Source organism: Hymenobacter sediminicola, assembly GCF_014250515.1.
GTDB classification, from domain to species: Bacteria; Bacteroidota; Bacteroidia; order Cytophagales; family Hymenobacteraceae; genus Hymenobacter; species Hymenobacter sediminicola.
On record NZ_CP060202.1, the window covers coordinates 990297 to 1006560 of the forward strand.

The 16264-nt window shown below is 55.9% G+C and carries 12 protein-coding genes; 4 read left to right on the forward strand and 8 right to left on the reverse strand.

What is annotated here, in order from left to right; all coding sequences use genetic code 11:
* Positions 1-28 precede the first annotated feature (28 nt).
* The gene (locus H4317_RS04305; protein WP_185888921.1) at positions 29-1558 is read left to right on the forward strand and encodes a hypothetical protein; all 1530 of its coding nucleotides are present in this window, start codon (positions 29-31) and stop codon (positions 1556-1558) included.
* On the opposite strand, the gene H4317_RS04310 is transcribed toward H4317_RS04305, so the two are convergent.
* The 7 genes from H4317_RS04310 to H4317_RS04340 all read right to left on the reverse strand — a co-directional run bounded on the left by H4317_RS04310 (position 1555) and on the right by H4317_RS04340 (position 10966).
* A complete protein-coding gene (locus H4317_RS04310; protein ID WP_185888922.1) occupies positions 1555-1953 on the reverse strand; it encodes a hypothetical protein in 399 nt (132 codons plus the stop codon). The genes H4317_RS04305 and H4317_RS04310 overlap by 4 nt on opposite strands.
* Positions 1954-2098: 145 nt before the next feature.
* Positions 2099-2722, reverse strand: a complete 624-nt coding sequence (locus H4317_RS04315) for a PKD domain-containing protein (RefSeq protein ID WP_185888923.1) — start codon at positions 2720-2722, stop codon at positions 2099-2101.
* A gap of 34 nt (positions 2723-2756) precedes the next feature.
* Positions 2757-3476, reverse strand: coding sequence for a LytR/AlgR family response regulator transcription factor (locus H4317_RS04320; protein ID WP_185888924.1), 720 nt, complete (start codon positions 3474-3476; stop codon positions 2757-2759).
* 52 nt (positions 3477-3528) lie between these two features.
* The gene (locus H4317_RS04325; protein ID WP_185888925.1) at positions 3529-7188 is read right to left on the reverse strand and encodes a hybrid sensor histidine kinase/response regulator; all 3660 of its coding nucleotides are present in this window, start codon (positions 7186-7188) and stop codon (positions 3529-3531) included.
* Positions 7189-7367: 179 nt separating this feature from the next.
* A complete protein-coding gene (locus tag H4317_RS04330) occupies positions 7368-9401 on the reverse strand; it encodes an OmpA family protein (protein WP_185888926.1) in 2034 nt (677 codons plus the stop codon).
* An 86-nt stretch (positions 9402-9487) separates the two neighbouring features.
* Entirely contained in the window at positions 9488-10552 is a 1065-nt protein-coding gene (locus tag H4317_RS04335) for a tetratricopeptide repeat protein (RefSeq protein ID WP_185888927.1), read from the reverse strand.
* 120 nt (positions 10553-10672) lie between these two features.
* Complete coding sequence (locus H4317_RS04340; RefSeq protein WP_185888928.1) at positions 10673-10966, reverse strand: hypothetical protein; 294 nt, start codon at positions 10964-10966, stop codon at positions 10673-10675.
* 190 nt (positions 10967-11156) lie between these two features.
* Here H4317_RS04340 and H4317_RS04345 point away from each other — a divergent pair, with 190 nt between their 5' ends.
* A complete protein-coding gene (locus H4317_RS04345) occupies positions 11157-11579 on the forward strand; it encodes a BrxA/BrxB family bacilliredoxin (RefSeq protein ID WP_185888929.1) in 423 nt (140 codons plus the stop codon).
* Positions 11580-11669: 90 nt separating this feature from the next.
* On the opposite strand, the gene recQ is transcribed toward H4317_RS04345, so the two are convergent.
* Positions 11670-13865, reverse strand: a complete 2196-nt coding sequence (recQ, locus tag H4317_RS04350; protein ID WP_185889938.1) for a DNA helicase RecQ — start codon at positions 13863-13865, stop codon at positions 11670-11672.
* A gap of 170 nt (positions 13866-14035) precedes the next feature.
* Here recQ and H4317_RS04355 point away from each other — a divergent pair, with 170 nt between their 5' ends.
* Complete coding sequence (locus H4317_RS04355) at positions 14036-15013, forward strand: KpsF/GutQ family sugar-phosphate isomerase (RefSeq protein ID WP_432805906.1); 978 nt, start codon at positions 14036-14038, stop codon at positions 15011-15013.
* A gap of 100 nt (positions 15014-15113) precedes the next feature.
* Positions 15114-16202 carry a mannose-1-phosphate guanylyltransferase gene (locus H4317_RS04360; protein ID WP_185888931.1) on the forward strand — a complete coding sequence of 363 codons (1089 nt, stop codon included), beginning with the start codon at positions 15114-15116 and terminating at the stop codon, positions 16200-16202.
* Positions 16203-16264 lie beyond the last annotated feature (62 nt).

The window sequence follows — 16264 nt, forward strand, 5'->3', positions numbered from 1 at the left end:
CCCTACAGCCTTTATTTCGGTTTTTAGAATGGATGACCTGACAAATTTGGCTCGTATTGTGACAGACAGGAAGCTGAAAGTCCTTCCTCTGCTGGATTTTACTGCCCGGAATTCGTCCAATAAGGAAATGCAGTTGGTACGGCTGCTCACCGATAACCAGTCAAGAACACAACAGCAGATTATTAAGTCGCTGTACAGCAAGACGGATAAGGTGCGGCAGACGGCTTTTCGTAAACTTAAGTCACGGGTACAGCAAAAGCTACTGAATCACCTCTACTTTTTGGACGAAACTGATCCTCGGCATTTGGTTTCGCGGCGGTATGAGCATCAGTTTCTCGGCTTGTATCTGCAGGTTAATACCCTGTATTCAGAAGGCGAACTAAAAGCAGCTGAACCACTATGCCGAAAAGCCTTGCGCATAGCTCAGACGCAGGAAATGACCCAATACACCGTGTTGTGTGGTCAACTGCTGCGTAGTATCTATGCCGATATGCGACTGCCGGTGCGTTATCAAGCCAATAAAGAACTCCTTGCCAAAAACCAGCAACTGTTAGCGCTGGAAGAAGAAGCCGCCCAGATCTATTGGGATGTAAAGGCAACTATTGCCTATACCGTGCGTACACGCCGCTCGATTCTGGAAAAGATGGAGGTGCACGTGAAGCAGCTAGAGCACCTGCACCGGCAAGCCGGTTCCTACGCTACCTTCCTCTACCACTATCGTACCCGCCTGATTCAGGAAGAACTAATAGGAAACTATGAAGCTGTTATACAGATAACAGCGGATACTGCGCAGCAACTGGAGCGGGGCAAGATAAATGACAAGCGGTTTGATAAGCGTTTCAACGCATACATGAGCGTTTATGCGCATTTCCGGAGCCGCCAAGCCACTAAGGGGCTGAAACTGGCCGAGGAGTATGCCAAGGACTTTCACTATTCGTCGGTCAACTGGCTGTACTACCTGGAGATTTATCTGCTACTAGCCATCCATGCCGGGCAATATGGGCAGGCGCTGGAGTTGATGGAAAGTGCCCGCAAAAACGTCCATTTTGCAAAACAACGCGCCTTGGCTCAGCAGCGGTGGGACCTGTACGAAGCCTACCTGCAGTTTGTGCGTCCGGAAATGTCGCCGGTGCGGATGCGCAACTTCACCACCTTCGTGCAGACCATCCCGGACCATAGCCGGGATAAGCAGGGTTACAACGTAGCCGTACTTATTCTGCAGTTTCTGCACTTTCTGCGCCAGCGAGATATAGAAAGCATCCTGACACGTCTGGAGGGCTTGCGCAAGTATCAGCAGCGACACCTGCGGGAGTCGGGAAACCTGCGTAGCCAGTTGTTTTTTCGGATGCTGGCCGTTACCGTTAAATCGGATTTTGACCCCACACGTAGCCAGCAGAAAGCGGAGCCCCTGCTGAAGAAACTACAGGCTGCCCCGCCACCTGGTGAGGCGTTTGCTGAAATTGAAATAGTACCCTACGAGGAGCTTTGGCAGATAACGCTAGAAATTCTGCGCGTTACAGCCCTCTACAATGCCTTGCAGGATAAGCAACTACGCTAGTGGCCTGCCGTTTTGGTAGGCACTGCCGCTGGCTTGCTGCTGGACAGGGAGCTTTGCGCAGGCACCGCCGACGCCAGGTAGCGCTGGTATTGGGCTTCGGTTAATACGGTTTTCAGCTTCTCAGCATACTCTTGCTCGACTACCCGGAGCTTATTCTGGCGCATCGCTGGGTCGTCGCCGTACATGGTGTTGATCTGGCTTTCCTGCACAAGCCGGTCGTAGGTAAGGCGGCGTACCTGCACTGAGCGAGCATCATCGAGGGCGATGTGGCTAGCCAGATGGCGAGTTACTTCCATAGCCTCTGAGCGAAGCTTGTCGGTGCCTTGCTGGGCTAGCGCAGAGAAAGAAAGCAGGCTGCAGCCGCCAACAATCAGTAGGGAAAATAGTTTTTTCATATCAGAGCGGAAAAACGGGGTTGCCGTATTTAGTACAAAGAAAGCAATGTTTTATATGATTAATGCTGCACTATGTAATTATTTTGAAATATGTCAAGAACAAGTAGCAATACGATTGGCAATGTATGTGCGTACCGTGTTTGCGCTACGGTGCGACTGTGACGGTAATAATTCGACTTACGCAGTGGCTGTCGGGGCAGGAGCCCGGGCCGTTCCCACGCAATGCCATCCGGACCGGATATTGGCCCGGGCGCCGGAAGTAATGTTCTACACGTCTTCCATTGGCAACGGCCCCATCCCGGAAGTCCCATAACACTACTACGTTTTCGCAAAGCGGCAACTGGGAGTCAACAGCATCGAACACGATGGGTTGGCCGGGGTGTATGACAGCTGGAGTGGCTGAGAAATTGAGTACTATTTCCTGGGTGAAATCGATAGGCAGAATCTTCTCAGCAGTTCGGACTTCACCGGTTTTCTCATCTACTACGTCCAACTGTACGGTGTAGAGGCGGCGGGCCGCATAGCAATGCGACACTTTCGTGCCCGTCAGCGTCGTGCCGTCGCCCATCAGCCAATGGAAGGTGAGTGACCCCGCTGCCGAATCAACAGAGGAACTGGCATCCAGCTCCACGCAAAGCTCAGCAATGCGCGGCTCCGGGCACGCTACGCTTGTGGTGTCGCCGGCGCGCTGGGCGGTAGCTTTGGCAGCGGGAAACAAGCAGGCCCCCAGCAGAAACAAGAGTGCTGGAAGCAGAAAAGAACGTCTCATGCACGCTAAATTCTTAGAATGGGCCGTCAGGTAATCAAAACTTATTGAGCCGCTGGAGAACGTCCCGCAGATATGTCTGGCCGATAGGAATGTGCTTGCCATCGATGAGAATAGTATTGTCTTCAATAGCCTGCACCCGTTTCAGGTTGACAATAAACGAGCGGTGAACCCGGACGAATACCGCCGCCGGAAACTTCTCTTCTACCGCTTTCATTGTGCTGTACACAATGAGCTTACTTTGGCCGGTCACAACGTGCACGTAGTCGCCGAGAGCTTCCACGTAGCGCACTTCCTCGAACGTCACCTTTACCAGCTTTGCATCAACTTTTACAAAGGTGAAGTCGACAGACGGCTCCGCAACTGTCAACTCAGCCGAGCTACGGGTTTCAGTAAGCTCAAGGGCACGCTGAGCGGCTTTGAGGAAGCGGGCATAGCTAATGGGTTTCACTAGGTAATCAACTACGTCGTGCTCAAAAGCCTCTACAGCGTATTGCTTACTGCTGGTAATAAGTACAACAAGAGGAGGATTCTGGAGCGTGCGCAGTAGGTCAATACCCGACATGAGAGGCATTTCTACATCCAAAAAGAGCACATCTACTTCCTGCTTCCGTAGCACTTCGGCCGCCGCAACAGCACTCTCGCAGCTGCCAACAGCCGTCAGAAAAGGGGTGCTGGCAATACAGTTTTTCACTACCTGAATAGACAGCGGGTCATCGTCGACGACCAAACAACGGAGAGCAACAGAGTGCGGCATATAATCAAAGGTAAACTATCCCCCAAAATAGCTATAAAACTTGCTGACAACCTTAAGTCGGGCCCGCAGCAGCAATTCGGGCGCGCAACAATGGATATAGCCAGTCGAGTTGCTGATCAATAACCAAGATGTGCTCGGTCAATACTGTCATTTCGACTTCCTGTTTGGCTTGCTGTTCTAGGTTTTCCAGCGCTGTATGCAAGGCATCTACGCCAAAATAGGCAGTTTGGCCTTTCAGCTTATGCGCAGTACTGGCAAGTGTGGGCCTGTCGCCTGTTGATAAGGCAACTCTGAGCTGCTGCTGCAGGGTGGGGGCGTGAGTGAGAAAAATGTTGATTATCTGTTGGATAAAGGCTTCGTTTCCTCCTGCCAGTTCTTCCAGTATGCTCCAGTCGAGAGAAGGTAAAGATTCGGTTGCAGTTGGTGACTGGCTGTATGTGGCGGGGGCTGGCGAATCAGCGGAAACGGTGGCGCGGCCTGTGTACTGGGCTAGGCGCGAGAATAGGAGCGCCGGATCGAAGGGCTTGGCCAGTGTATCGTTCATGCCGGCCTCCAGGGCCAGAATCCGGTCTTCGGGTAAGGCGGAGGCGGTGAGGCCAATGATAGGAAACGTATCGGCAGCAGGAAAAAGAGCCCGCAGTTGGCGGGAAGCCTCGTAGCCGTCCATTTCGGGCATCTGCACGTCCATCAGCACAGCATCAAAATCCCCGGACTCGGCTGCCTGCACGGCGAGTCGGCCGTTGGCGGCTACCGTGACGTGCACATTCCAGGCCTCCAACGTTTTTCGCGCCACCAGTTGGTTCATTTCATTGTCTTCGGCTACCAGCACGCGAAGGGCGGGCTCGAAGCGGCCTACAGCGAGGCTGGCTTCGGCCGGAACAGTAGTGGGGTCAGCGACGGGGTAGCGAATAGCAAACGCAAAGACGGAGCCCACGCCATCCTCGCTTTCTACCCACAGCTGGCCGCCGTGCAGCTCCACCAGATTCCGGGCAATGCTCAGGCCCAGGCCGGTGCCGCCAAACTGCCGGGTGGTGCTGGTGTTGGCCTGCGAGAAATCCTCGAAAATAGCATCGAGCTTGCCAGCCGGGATGCCAATACCCGTATCCTGTACCGCGAAGTGGACTGTGGGCTGGTCTGTATCTGCCCCATCGGGCACCGATACGTGCACCGTTACGCCCCCCGTCGTCGTAAATTTGACTGCATTGCCAATGAGGTTAACGAGCACCTGATTCAACCGTACCGGGTCGCCGAGAACAGCGGCGGGCACTTCCGGCGCAATATTGAGGCGAAGATAAAGGTGCTTGCTTTCGGTGGCGAAACGGAACATACTGGTTACGCGCCGCAACAGCTCCGGCAACCGAAACGCGGTGTGCTCCAGTGTCATTTTGCCTGCCTCGATTTTAGAGGAGTCCAGAATGTCGTTGATGATGATTAGCAGGTTCTGCGACGATGACTGCACGGCCTCCAGATACTCACTTTGCTCGCCATTGAGCGGCGTTTGGCGCAGCAAGTGCGAAAGGCCAATGACGGCATTCATTGGGGTCCGGATTTCGTGGCTCATGTTGGCCAGAAACTGGGCTTTTGCTTTGCGTGAGGCTTCGGCTACGTCGCGCGCTACGGTTAGCTCGGCGTTCATTTCTTCGATGTGCGCCTTCTGCTTGCGCAATTCCTGGGTTCTTTCGCGCACAGTGGTTTCCAACTGCATTTTCTGCTGCCGTAACACGGCCTCGCGCCCCCGCACAACTGCCCAGATGCCTGCCCCGGCCATCAGCACGCTCAGCGTCGCAAACCACCACGTCCGCCAAAAAGGCGTAGCAATGCCAAATGAAACGGCCGCCGGCTGACTCCAGGGACTTTGTTCGTTCCGGCGGGCGTGTACCTCAAACACGTAGTCTCCGGCATCGAGGCGCGGGAATTGCGCTTCAGTTACAGCAGAAGGCTTGCTCCACACGGAGTCATAGCCGCGCAAACGGTACTGGTACTGCACGTTCGCCGGACCAGCCAGCAAGCTCACTGCCCGGAAAGCAAAGCTCATCCGGTGCCGGGTAGCAGGCAACTGGCCTAGTAGCTGCGGGTCATGAGCGTCGCCATTCACTTCGCTGCCCGTAATGGCTGGGGCCGGCACCGCCAGGCTAGGCAGAAGTGCCGGATAATTGGTGCGCACGCATAGCAGGCCCGTACGGGTCTGAATCCAGACGCAGTAGTCGTTCCAAGCCACGGCTGCCATGGGCAGTAGTTCCCGTACTAGTGGGTTGTTGGGCAGAGCAGCTGGCCGGAAACGCCGCCGCGAGCCATCTAAAAAACTTAGTCCGTTGCGGTGTATAGCTAGCACCTGCTCAGCCCGAAAATCGTAGCGGTAGCCGCCGTGGTAGTTGGCGCCCCAGCGCACAGGTAGCAGGGTGTAGCAATAGGGCGAAAGTAGACCTTCGGTCGTGGTGTAGGGGCGGAGTTTGCCTTTCTCGTAGCGGAGTACACCGCTACCTTCCGTGCCTATCCAGACCCGACCTGCATCGTCGGTGAGCAAACTTGACACGTCGATAGCACCGTTCCGGAAGCGAAAATAATGGAACCGCCCCCGCTGCCAGAACGCCAGCCCAGTATCATGAGTGCCCAGCCACACCCGGCCTGCCGAATCGGTGGCCAGGGCGTAGATGGTATTGTGCAGCAGGCCATTGGCGGTGGTGAAGTGTTCGGCAGCTTGCATAGTGTCGGCTGGCAGACGGTATACGCCATCCAGCGCGGTGCCTATCCACAAGTCGCCATTGGGATGCTGAGCCAGAGCCGTAACACTGAGTTGCGGCGGCAGCCGGCGTACGCGCCTCATGGGCTGCTGGCCCGATGGAAGTGGTTTCTGCCATAGGCCGTGTCCCTGAGTGCCTGCCCAGAGCATCTGCGGCGTTGTGGTAGGGTAACGGCCATCGAAAATGGGGTTGGTACGCTCTGAAGGCGTTTGCAGCACTACGCTGGGCGAATAAGGCAGTAGCCTAGGCGGATAGGCAAATAGTGGCGAGGAAAGCCCTGCGGTTGGGTTCAGCGTAAAGTACTCGCCGCTGGCAGAAATACCTGCAGTGCGGCCTCCTTCGAGCAAGGCTAGTGTGGCCGTTTGTGATGAAGCTGGAGTTGGGTAGAAGCTGATGTGGCGGTCAGACCAGCGCCATAGGCCCTGACCGGCCGTACCGATCCAGAGCGTATGTTCCCGGTCAGTGAACTGGCACTGCGGTATAGTGCCGGTGGGCAGCACCTGTTGCAGGGTAGGCAGGCGGCTCGCAAGTCCGAGCGGCAACTCGGCAGTTGTAGTTGTATCAGGAGCTGGAATGCCAGGGGCAGTGCGCAGGGCCTTGGGTCGCGCCGCACCGGCCGCTAGGGCCTGAAAGCGCCGACCAGTCCAGTAGGAAGCGCCGCCTTGGTAGTGTGCTGCCCAAAGTTGGCCAGTGCGTGGCTGTACGTAAAGCTGGGTCACAAAATCCTCAGCCAGCCCGTCTTTAGTGGTGTACGTGATGAACTCCGTGCCATCGTAGCGCACGAGGCCCTCTGCAGTACCAATCCAAAGGTAGCCCTGTCGGTCTTGGGTTAGTGCGTAGATGAAGGGCTGCGGCAAGCCCTCAGCAGCTCCGAAGTGCTTAACAAACTGCTGCGGCTGCCCCGTTTGAGCCGTGCCAGGGCGGCCCGCTAAAAGCAGGGCCAGTAGAACCGTAACACGAAGCAGAAGCAAGAAAACGCGCGGCACAAGGAACAGTCAGGAAGCCAGAGAAACAGAAGCCACAGCAAGATACTGGGCCGGCAGCGGAGTGAACATCGGCCATCGGGGAAACCAGGTTATTTCCCGTTGAATCGGTTGGTCTACCAGTTTATCCTGTCTCTACTGCTGCCTTCAGCTCACATCTAATCAGGCTACTTGCCGATTACCTTGAACTCGGTGCGGCGGTTTTGCTGGCGGCCGGCCTTGGTAGTGTTGGGGGCTACAGGCTGGGTGTCGCCGTAGCCAGCGAAGGTGAGGCGGTCTTTGGCCACACCCTTTGTTACGAGGTAGTCCACTACGGCTTTGGCGCGGCGCTGGCTCAGGTCTTTGTTATAAGCGGCATTGCCCACGTTGTCGGTGTGGCCCGATATTTCCAGGCGTAGGGCAGGCGTCTCGGCCAGCAGCTTCTGCAGGCGTTCCAGCTCGCCGGTACTTTCCTTGCGCAGCGTCGCCTTGTCGAAGTCGAAGAAAATGTTGTTTAGCACCACCTTCACGCCCACATCCAGCTTCTTGAGCTGCACATCCTTCACTACCTCCGAATAGGCGGCGCCAGCTGGCAAATCGAAGTTTTCGGAGTGGAATAAGTAGCCTTCCTGGCGTACCACGATACCATAATTTACGCCCGAAGGCAGGCTTACGAGGTAGCGGCCCGACTGCGCATTGGCCCGGAATGAGGCAATGTTTTCGTTGCGCGAGTTGTCAATAACGTCGATGGTAGCTTCCAACGGCTGCTTACTGGCAGCATCCGTCACGGTGCCTTTCAGGATGGTTACCTGAGCCGTAGCCACGGGCACGGGCGGGGCTAGCAGCGTTTCTTTCACTGGCTGGGCCCGCGAAGCCAGCAACTGGTCTTCCTGGCTGAGCACGGGCGGCTTTTCGGCCCCTAGAAACGTAATCTGGTAGATGTCCTTGGAACCCATTCCATCGTCGCGGAACGAGGAATAGTAGCCGTGGCGGCCCGACGCAGAAATTACAAAAAATACGTCGTCGTCGGGAGTATTGATGGGCCAGCCCAGATTCTCGGGCGCGCTCCATTGCCCGTTCTGGAACGTGGATTTGAAGATGTCATAGCCGCCCATAGAGTTGTGGCCCTCCGATGAAAAGTACATCGTCTTGCCATCGGGGTGCAGAAACACGCCTTCTTCACCATAGGGCGTGTTGATAGCGGGGCCGAGGTTGATGGCCGGTCCGCGGCCCTCTATCTCAATCTTGTAAATGTCGCGCCCGCCAAGCCCACCAGGCTTGTCGCTCACAAAAAGCAAACTGCGCCCATCCGGCGTGTAGGCCGCCGACGACTCGTGCGCCTTGCTATTGATACGACTGCCCAATTGCTTCGGCTTGCTCCATTCGGCGCCCCGCAGGTTGCTTTCGTTCAGGTCGCCGCCATTGTCCTCTACATACACTAGCAGGCGCTGGGCATCGGGCGCGAGGCCGACAGTGGCGTCGTGGCCAGCGGTATTCACGGTTTCGCCGAGGCCGCGGGCCGGGCCCCAGGCACCGTTTTCGCGGTTGCTCTGGTACACATCCTCAAAGAAGCCGCCCGATTCAGGGTCTTTCTCGCCTCCCGTAGAGCCTTGGCGGCGCGAGGTAAACAGAATCACCGATTCATCGGCGGAGATAACGGGACCGTAGTCGGGGTAAGGCGAGTTGACGCCCGGTCCGGCATTGTCCACGAACACCCGTATGGGCTTGGCTTCCAGCTTACGGCCGTTTTCACATTCTTTGATTTTCTTCTGGATGTCCTGCGTGAAGCCGGCCGTGTTTTTGGTGCCGGTAGCCGGCGTGGCCTGCTTGTATTCAGCTATGGCTTCCTGCCACTTGCCGTTCAGATGAAGCCCGCGGCCCAACAAATAGTGAATACGCGGATCGACGCCGGAATTGAGCTGATATGCCTTTTGCAGATAAGCCAATGCCCGCGGCTTGAAGCCTGAGTGCAGGTAACAATCCCCGATTTTGAGGTTCAGCTCCGCGTTTTCGGCGTTAAATTTCTGAGCCTCCAAGTAGTGCGGCAAGGCCTGCTCGTAGCGCGGCGGGTCGGCTTGGTACCACTCATCCCCCAGCTTAATGGACTTCAGCGCCGCCTTTAGCCCGTCTTTATTGGAGCTGAACTGCTCTTTGCTGAACTCTACACTTTGCGCCTGGGCCGCCGAAGAAAGCAGGAGCAGGGCGAGTAAATACTTATACATAGAAGTTGAAATCTGGAAAGCCCACCAGCTGAGCGGCGCCGGAGCAGGGCGCGTGCTGATGTTGGAGGCCGTTATGAATACAAGGCTTACTCGCCGCAGCCGGAGTTGGCGGCGTAGTTGTTGCCGATTTCCAGGCCCAGTTCGGCGGCTTTGCGCCAATCCTGGCAGGCCCCCTCGGCGTTGCGGAGCATTTCGCGGGCGTGGCCCCGGTTGAGGTAGGCCTCAGCGTATTGCGGGTTCAACGCAATAGCCTTGCTGGCGTCGGCATCAGCCTTTTTGTAGTCTTCGAGCTTGAGGTAGGCGGCGGCGCGGTTGTTCCAGGCAAATGCATAAATGCCATCCAGCTCCGTGGCCCGCCCGAAGTCCTCGGCAGCGCCTTTGTAGTCGCCGGACTCGTAGCGGGCGGCCCCACGGTTGGTGTAGGCCGTAGGGTTGTCCTGCTTCTTGCGCAAATACTCAGTGTAGTCGGCCAGCGCGCCTTTCAGGTCGCCGGCGCGGCGCTTGGTGCCAGCGCGGTTCAGCAGGGCCGGTAGCAGCTCGGGTTGCAACGTGAGGGCCTTGGTGTAGTCCTGAATGGCAGCCGGATATTCCTGCAGTTGCCGTTCGGCGCTGGCACGGTCGTGCCAGGCATAGGCGTAGTTGGGGTCGGCTTTGGTGGCTTGGTCGAAATCAGCTTTAGCCGCTTTGTAGTCGCCTTTTTCGAAGCGCAACGCACCACGGTAATACCAGGCCGGAGCATAAGTGGGGCTGGCTTCTACAGCCTTCGAGTAGTCTTGCTCGGCTTCGGTGGGCTGCTGCAGCGCCTCCCGGGCTTGGCCGCGTCCGAAGTACGCTGTACCATCTTTCGGGTCGAGCTTCAGGGCCGCGTCATAGTCCTGCACGGCAGGCTGGTAATCTTTTAGCTCGTAGCGCGTGGTAGCACGATTGTAATAGGCGCGAGCAAAATCGGGCCTTAGTGTCAGGGCCTTATCGAAATCCTGCAGCGCGGCGCGGTAGCTCTTCTGGTTGAACTTGGCCACCCCGCTGTTATAAAGCTTTTCGGCTTGCTGAGCTGGTGGCAGCGTGGAGGCCCGCACCGTATCTACCTGTGCCTGCACAGCTAGGGTCAGCAGGCTAAGCGCGGCAGTAAAGAGTATCGATTTGTGTATCATATCTGGCCGGTTTGCTTCGGCAGGATAAATGTAATTTTAATTAAGCAAATGCCGGAAATTCAAACTGATATTTGTTTGTAGTAGAACTATTGCAAGATGAAGTAGTAGTAGATTTCGCACTTAACTGGGAAGTTGTGTTCGGGTCAGTGCCTCCCACTCAGCTCTACTGCTCCCCACAAACACAGGGCGGCCGGCGCGACGATACCAATAAGCTGCATTGCTGGTGTCACCTTCCTGGCGGTGTAGCAGCGCGTGCAACCAGTCGAAAAGCGGGTCACCTTCGTGTTGCTGGGCAATGTCGTGGGCAGTTTCCCATTCGTCGCGGCCGGCATGCCAGAGGGCGCGTAACAGGGGCGAAAGGCCTTCAGGCGCGGTATGCTGCGTGAGAGACGCAGAGAAATCGGTGTAGGTCATGTGTAGCAGCGTGGTAGCGTGAACAGGAGGTGCGAGGCGGTCTGACGAAAAACGCCTCTGCTTTAAACTTCTCAGCAGGCATTTAGGTTGAATACGCCGACTGCAGGAGGGCCGTACTATTTGCGTATTTTTGCAGCTGCGGCGGCACACTACAGTCCGTCATTTTCACTCTCACGCCTAGCTTTTACCTATGGCTACGTACCCCGAATACATGGTTGCCCCCATTCGCCAGGACCTCGTTGAGGCCGGCTTTGAGCAGCTGATGACCCCCGAAGAAGTGGACGCTGTCCTTAACGAGCAGAAAGGCACCGTGCTGGTAGCCGTCAACTCGGTATGCGGCTGTGCGGCTGCTAAAGCCCGCCCGGCCCTGAAAATGGCCGTGTCCAGCTCCGACAAGAAACCCGCTAAGCTCGTGACGGTATTTGCCGGCATGGAAACCGATGCCGTAGCCAAAGTGCGCGAGCATTTGCTCCCCTATCCGCCCAGCAGCCCCAGCATTGCCCTGTTTAAAGACGGCGAGCTGGTGCACATGATTGAGCGTTACCACATAGAAGGCAACGACCTGATGCGCATCGTGAATAATCTGCAGGGCGCTTTTGAGGAGCACTGCTAATCACGAAGCGGCTATTTTCTGGCCAGCATTCGAACACAAAAAAGGCTTGCCAAACGGCAAGCCTTTTTTGTTCAGTACTAACTGGAAACCTTAGTTGGCTACCTCGCTCAGGAATTTGATACGCATCAAGCGCAGATCCTCTTCGGTGTATTCATCGGAACCGAGCTCCTTCAGTGCTACCGCAATATTATCAGTGCTGGCTGACATGAAGTAGTCATAGATTTCATCCTGACGCTCGTGGTCCAGTACACCATCGATGTAGTAATCGAGGTTGAGCTTGGTGCCGGAGTAGCAGATGTGCTCGATTTCCTCCATCAGTTCCCGCATGTCAATGCCCTTGGAAGAAGCAATTTCCTCCAAGTCCATCTTCTTGTCGATCTGCTGAATGATGTAGATCTTGATTTTGGACTTGTTGACAGCCGATTTCACTACCACGTCGGTAGCCGTTTCGATGTCGTTGTCATCCACGTATTTCTTGATCAGGGCCAGGAACGGCGTACCGAACTTGGTGGCCTTGCCCTGCCCGACGCCGCCCACGTGGGCGAGGTCGTCCATCTTCAGCGGGAAGGTGGTAGCCATTTCCTTGAGCGACGGGTCCTGGAAGAGCACATAAGGCGGCAGGTTTTTCTCCTTGGCCATCTTCTTGCGCAGGTCTTTCAGCATCTGGAACAGGGCTTCGTCGTGGCCGGCGGCCTGTTGCACCTCTTCCTGCTCCTGCTCTTCCTTCACCTCCTCCTCGTAGTCGTGGTCTTTGGTGAGCTTAATAGAATGGGGATTCTCGATGAAGTCCATACCCTTGTCGGTGATTTTTGCAACGCCAAAGTTTTCAATATCCTTCTCCAATAAACCAAAAATCAGGCACTGTCGCAGCAGCGAATGCCAGAATTGTGCGTCATGGTGCTTGCCTTGTCCGTAGATGGGCAGGCCGTTGTGGCCATAGCTCTCCACGTGCGCATTGTTCATACCCATCAATACGGTGCCGATGTGGTCGAGGCCGAACCGCTGCTCGGTTTGTACCACGGCTTTCAGCGCCATAGCCACTTCGTCTTTGGCCTCAAACTTCTCCTTGGGGTGTTTGCAGTTGTCGCAGAAGCCGCAATCCTTCGGGTACGTTTCGCCGAAGTAATGCAGCAGCTGCTTGCGCCGGCACACCGCCGAGTCGGCGTAGTTGGCCATTTCCTGGAGCAGCAGCTTGGAGTTGTCGCGCTCCGTTACAGGCTTGTCTTTGTTGAATTTCTCCAGCTTCACAATGTCGTCGTAGCTGTAGAACATCAGGCAGTCGCCATCCAGCCCGTCGCGGCCACCGCGGCCGGTTTCCTGGTAGTAGCCTTCTATGCTTTTGGGCGTGTCGTAGTGAATGACAAAGCGCACATCAGGCTTGTCGATGCCCATCCCGAAGGCAATGGTGGCTACAATGACGTCGGCGTCCTCATTCAAAAAAGCGTCCTGATTGGCCATACGCACATGCGGGTCGAGGCCGGCGTGGTAGGGTAGGGCCCGCACGTCATTCACCTTCAGCAACTCCGCAATTTCCTCCACCTTCTTGCGGCTCAGGCAATAAATGATGCCGCCCAGACCTTTGCGCTGCTTCACATACTGAATCAGCTGCTTTTTGGTGTTGTGCTTGGGGCGCACCTCATAGTAGAGGTTGGTGCGGTTGAAGCTGGTTTTGAACACTGAGGCATCGTCCATCTGCAGGTTTTTCTGGATATCCAGCTGCACTTTGGGCGTGGCCGTGGCCGTGAGGGCAATGATGGGCACCTGTCCGATGTTGTCGATGATACCCCGAATGCGGCGGTACTCCGGCCGGAAATCGTGGCCCCACTCCGAAATGCAGTGGGCCTCATCAATGGCGACAAACGAAATCGTGGCTTTCTGCAGAAAGTCGATGGTTTCGTCTTTGGTCAGGCTCTCGGGCGCCACATACAGCAGCTTCACCTCGCCGCTAATCACGTCTTTTTTGACCCGGTTGATTTCCGACTTACTCAGTGTCGAGTTCAGAAATTGGGCATTCACGCCAAAGGCGTTGAGCTGGTCGACCTGGTTTTTCATCAGGGCGATGAGCGGAGAAATGACGATGGCTGTGCCTGGTAGCACTAGCGCTGGCAGCTGATAGCAAAGGCTCTTGCCCGCACCGGTAGGCATAATCACGAAGGTATTGTGGCCTTCGATGACGTTCTGGATGATGGCTTCCTGCGTACCGCGGAACTGACCGTACCCAAAAACTTCCTTTAACTTGCCTTTCAAATCAGGTTTTTCACTGACTACGGTGTTCACAGCTGGCATCGACATCCTCACTTACTCGGTTGGGAAATTCAGATAGGTTTTCGGCGTCTGGCGCAGGTTGCCTATCTCAATCTAGGGATTTTTGAAGTATTCGGTAACGTGTAGCGGGCAAAAAGACAAAACCTTGTTTCGTGAACGGCCCTTTCACGCAATACCTAATCAAATTTAGATTGAAACCGCATAACGAACTTCATTCCATTGCAAAAAAAGTGCTTTTGCACGAAGCAGAGGCCATCCGAGGCGTAGCAGAAGTTATTGCGCAGACACCGGATTTTGCACAATGCGTAGAGGCGATTTTGTCTTTGCGGGGTCGGGTAGTAGTCACGGGCATCGGCAAGAGTGCTCACATTGCCGGCAAGATTGTCGCCACATTGAACTCTACGGGCACGCCAGCGCTGTTTATGCACGCTGCCGACGCCATTCATGGCGACCTGGGCATGATACAGCCGGAGGATTTTGTGGTAGCCATCAGCAAGAGCGGCGACACCCCCGAAATAAAAGTGTTGGTGCCTCTGCTCAAGCGCAAAGGCGTACCAATGGCTGCCCTCGTCAGCAACGCCGACTCTTACCTTGCTCATCAGGCCGATTATGTGCTGCACGCGCCTGTAACACGGGAAGCTTGCCCGCACAACTTGGCGCCCACCACCAGCACTACCGCCGCGCTAGCTCTTGGCGATGCGTTGGCTGTGTGCCTGCTAGAAAGCCGCGAGTTCACGCGCCAGGATTTTGCACGCCTGCATCCTGGTGGCACGCTTGGCAAGCAACTCTACTTGAAAGTAGGCGACCTGAGCCGGCAGAACCAGCAGCCCCAGGTACTCGACAGTGCTCCTCTGAAGGATATTATCCTCGAAATCTCCGGTAAGAGGTTGGGCGCAACGGCCGTACTGACCGCGGCCGGCCAGCTGGAAGGCATCATCACGGATGGTGACCTGCGCCGTATGCTCACCAATTTCGCCGGCCGGCTGGAAGATGTGCGCGCCCGCGACATTCTCACGGCCAACCCAGTGAGCGTAGATGTAGATGATTTTGCGGTAGAAGCGTTAGCACGCATGCAGCAGCGCAACATCACCCAGCTGATTGTGACGGAGCAAGGGCGCTTCAGCGGCTTTATCCATCTGCACGATCTGCTCCGCGAAGGACTTGTTTAAAGCGGGCTACTGTTCGTTGTCTTACAAAATCGGATATTTGTGAGCCCATGTGGTAGCTCCTTATCCTCTGAGGCGCAGTGGGTGTTTTCCAGACTTGATTATGAATCAACACACGTACCTAGTGGTTATGGCAGGCGGCATTGGTAGCCGTTTCTGGCCTTTCAGCCGCACCAACCATCCTAAGCAGTTTCATGATGTGCTGGGAGTGGGCCGCTCCATGCTGCAGCTAACCGTTGACCGGTTTGCCGGCATTTGCCCAGCCGAAAACGTCTTTGTGGTCACGAACCGCGACTATCGGGAGTTGGTGCAGCAGCATTTGCCGGAGTTGCCGGCCGACCAGATTCTGGGTGAGCCCATCGGGCGTAATACAGCGCCGTGCATTGCGTACGCCAGCTACCGCATCGCGCAGCGCGACCCGCAGGCTGTGGTAGTGGTAACGCCCGCCGACCATGCTGTGCAGCGCGAAGATGAGTTCCGGCGCGTCATTTCGCTGGCCGTAGATGTGGCCCGCACGCATGAGGTACTCATTACGCTTGGCATCCAGCCTTCGCGCCCCGATACCGGCTACGGCTACATCCAGTTCATGGATGATGAGGCAAGCAGCCTGCCCAATGGCCTGAAAAAGGTGAAGACATTCACGGAAAAGCCGAATACGGAGCTAGCCAACATGTTTTTGGCTAGTGGCGACTTCCTCTGGAATTCAGGCCTATTTGTGTGGCGTGCTGACGTAATTTTGAAGGCGTTCCACAATTACCTGAGCGACATATCAGAAGTATTTGAGGAAGGAAGTGCCCAGCTAGGTACTCCGCAGGAAGAAGAGTTTATCACGGCCGCTTACTCTCGCTGCCGCAACATCAGCATCGACTACGGTGTGATGGAAAAGGCCGACAACGTGTATGTGTTGCCCGCCGATTTCGGCTGGAGCGACTTAGGCACTTGGGACTCGCTGCACCGCATGGGCCGCCGCGACGAAAACGGCAACGTGGTGGACGGCGACGCTATTCTCTACGACACGCAAGAGTGCGTTATCAAGACTCCCTCCGAGCGCCTGGTCGTAGTGCAGGGTCTCGACGGCTACATTGTGGCAGAATATGACAATGTGCTGCTGATCTGCAAGCGTACCGAAGAGCAGCGCGTGAAAGATTTCGTTGCCGACGTGAAAGCTAAGAAAGGCGCGGGCTACAACTAACAGTCAGCATCTACACAGCAAAAAGCCGGGCCTATTCAGGTCCGGCTTTTCTCTTTAGTACA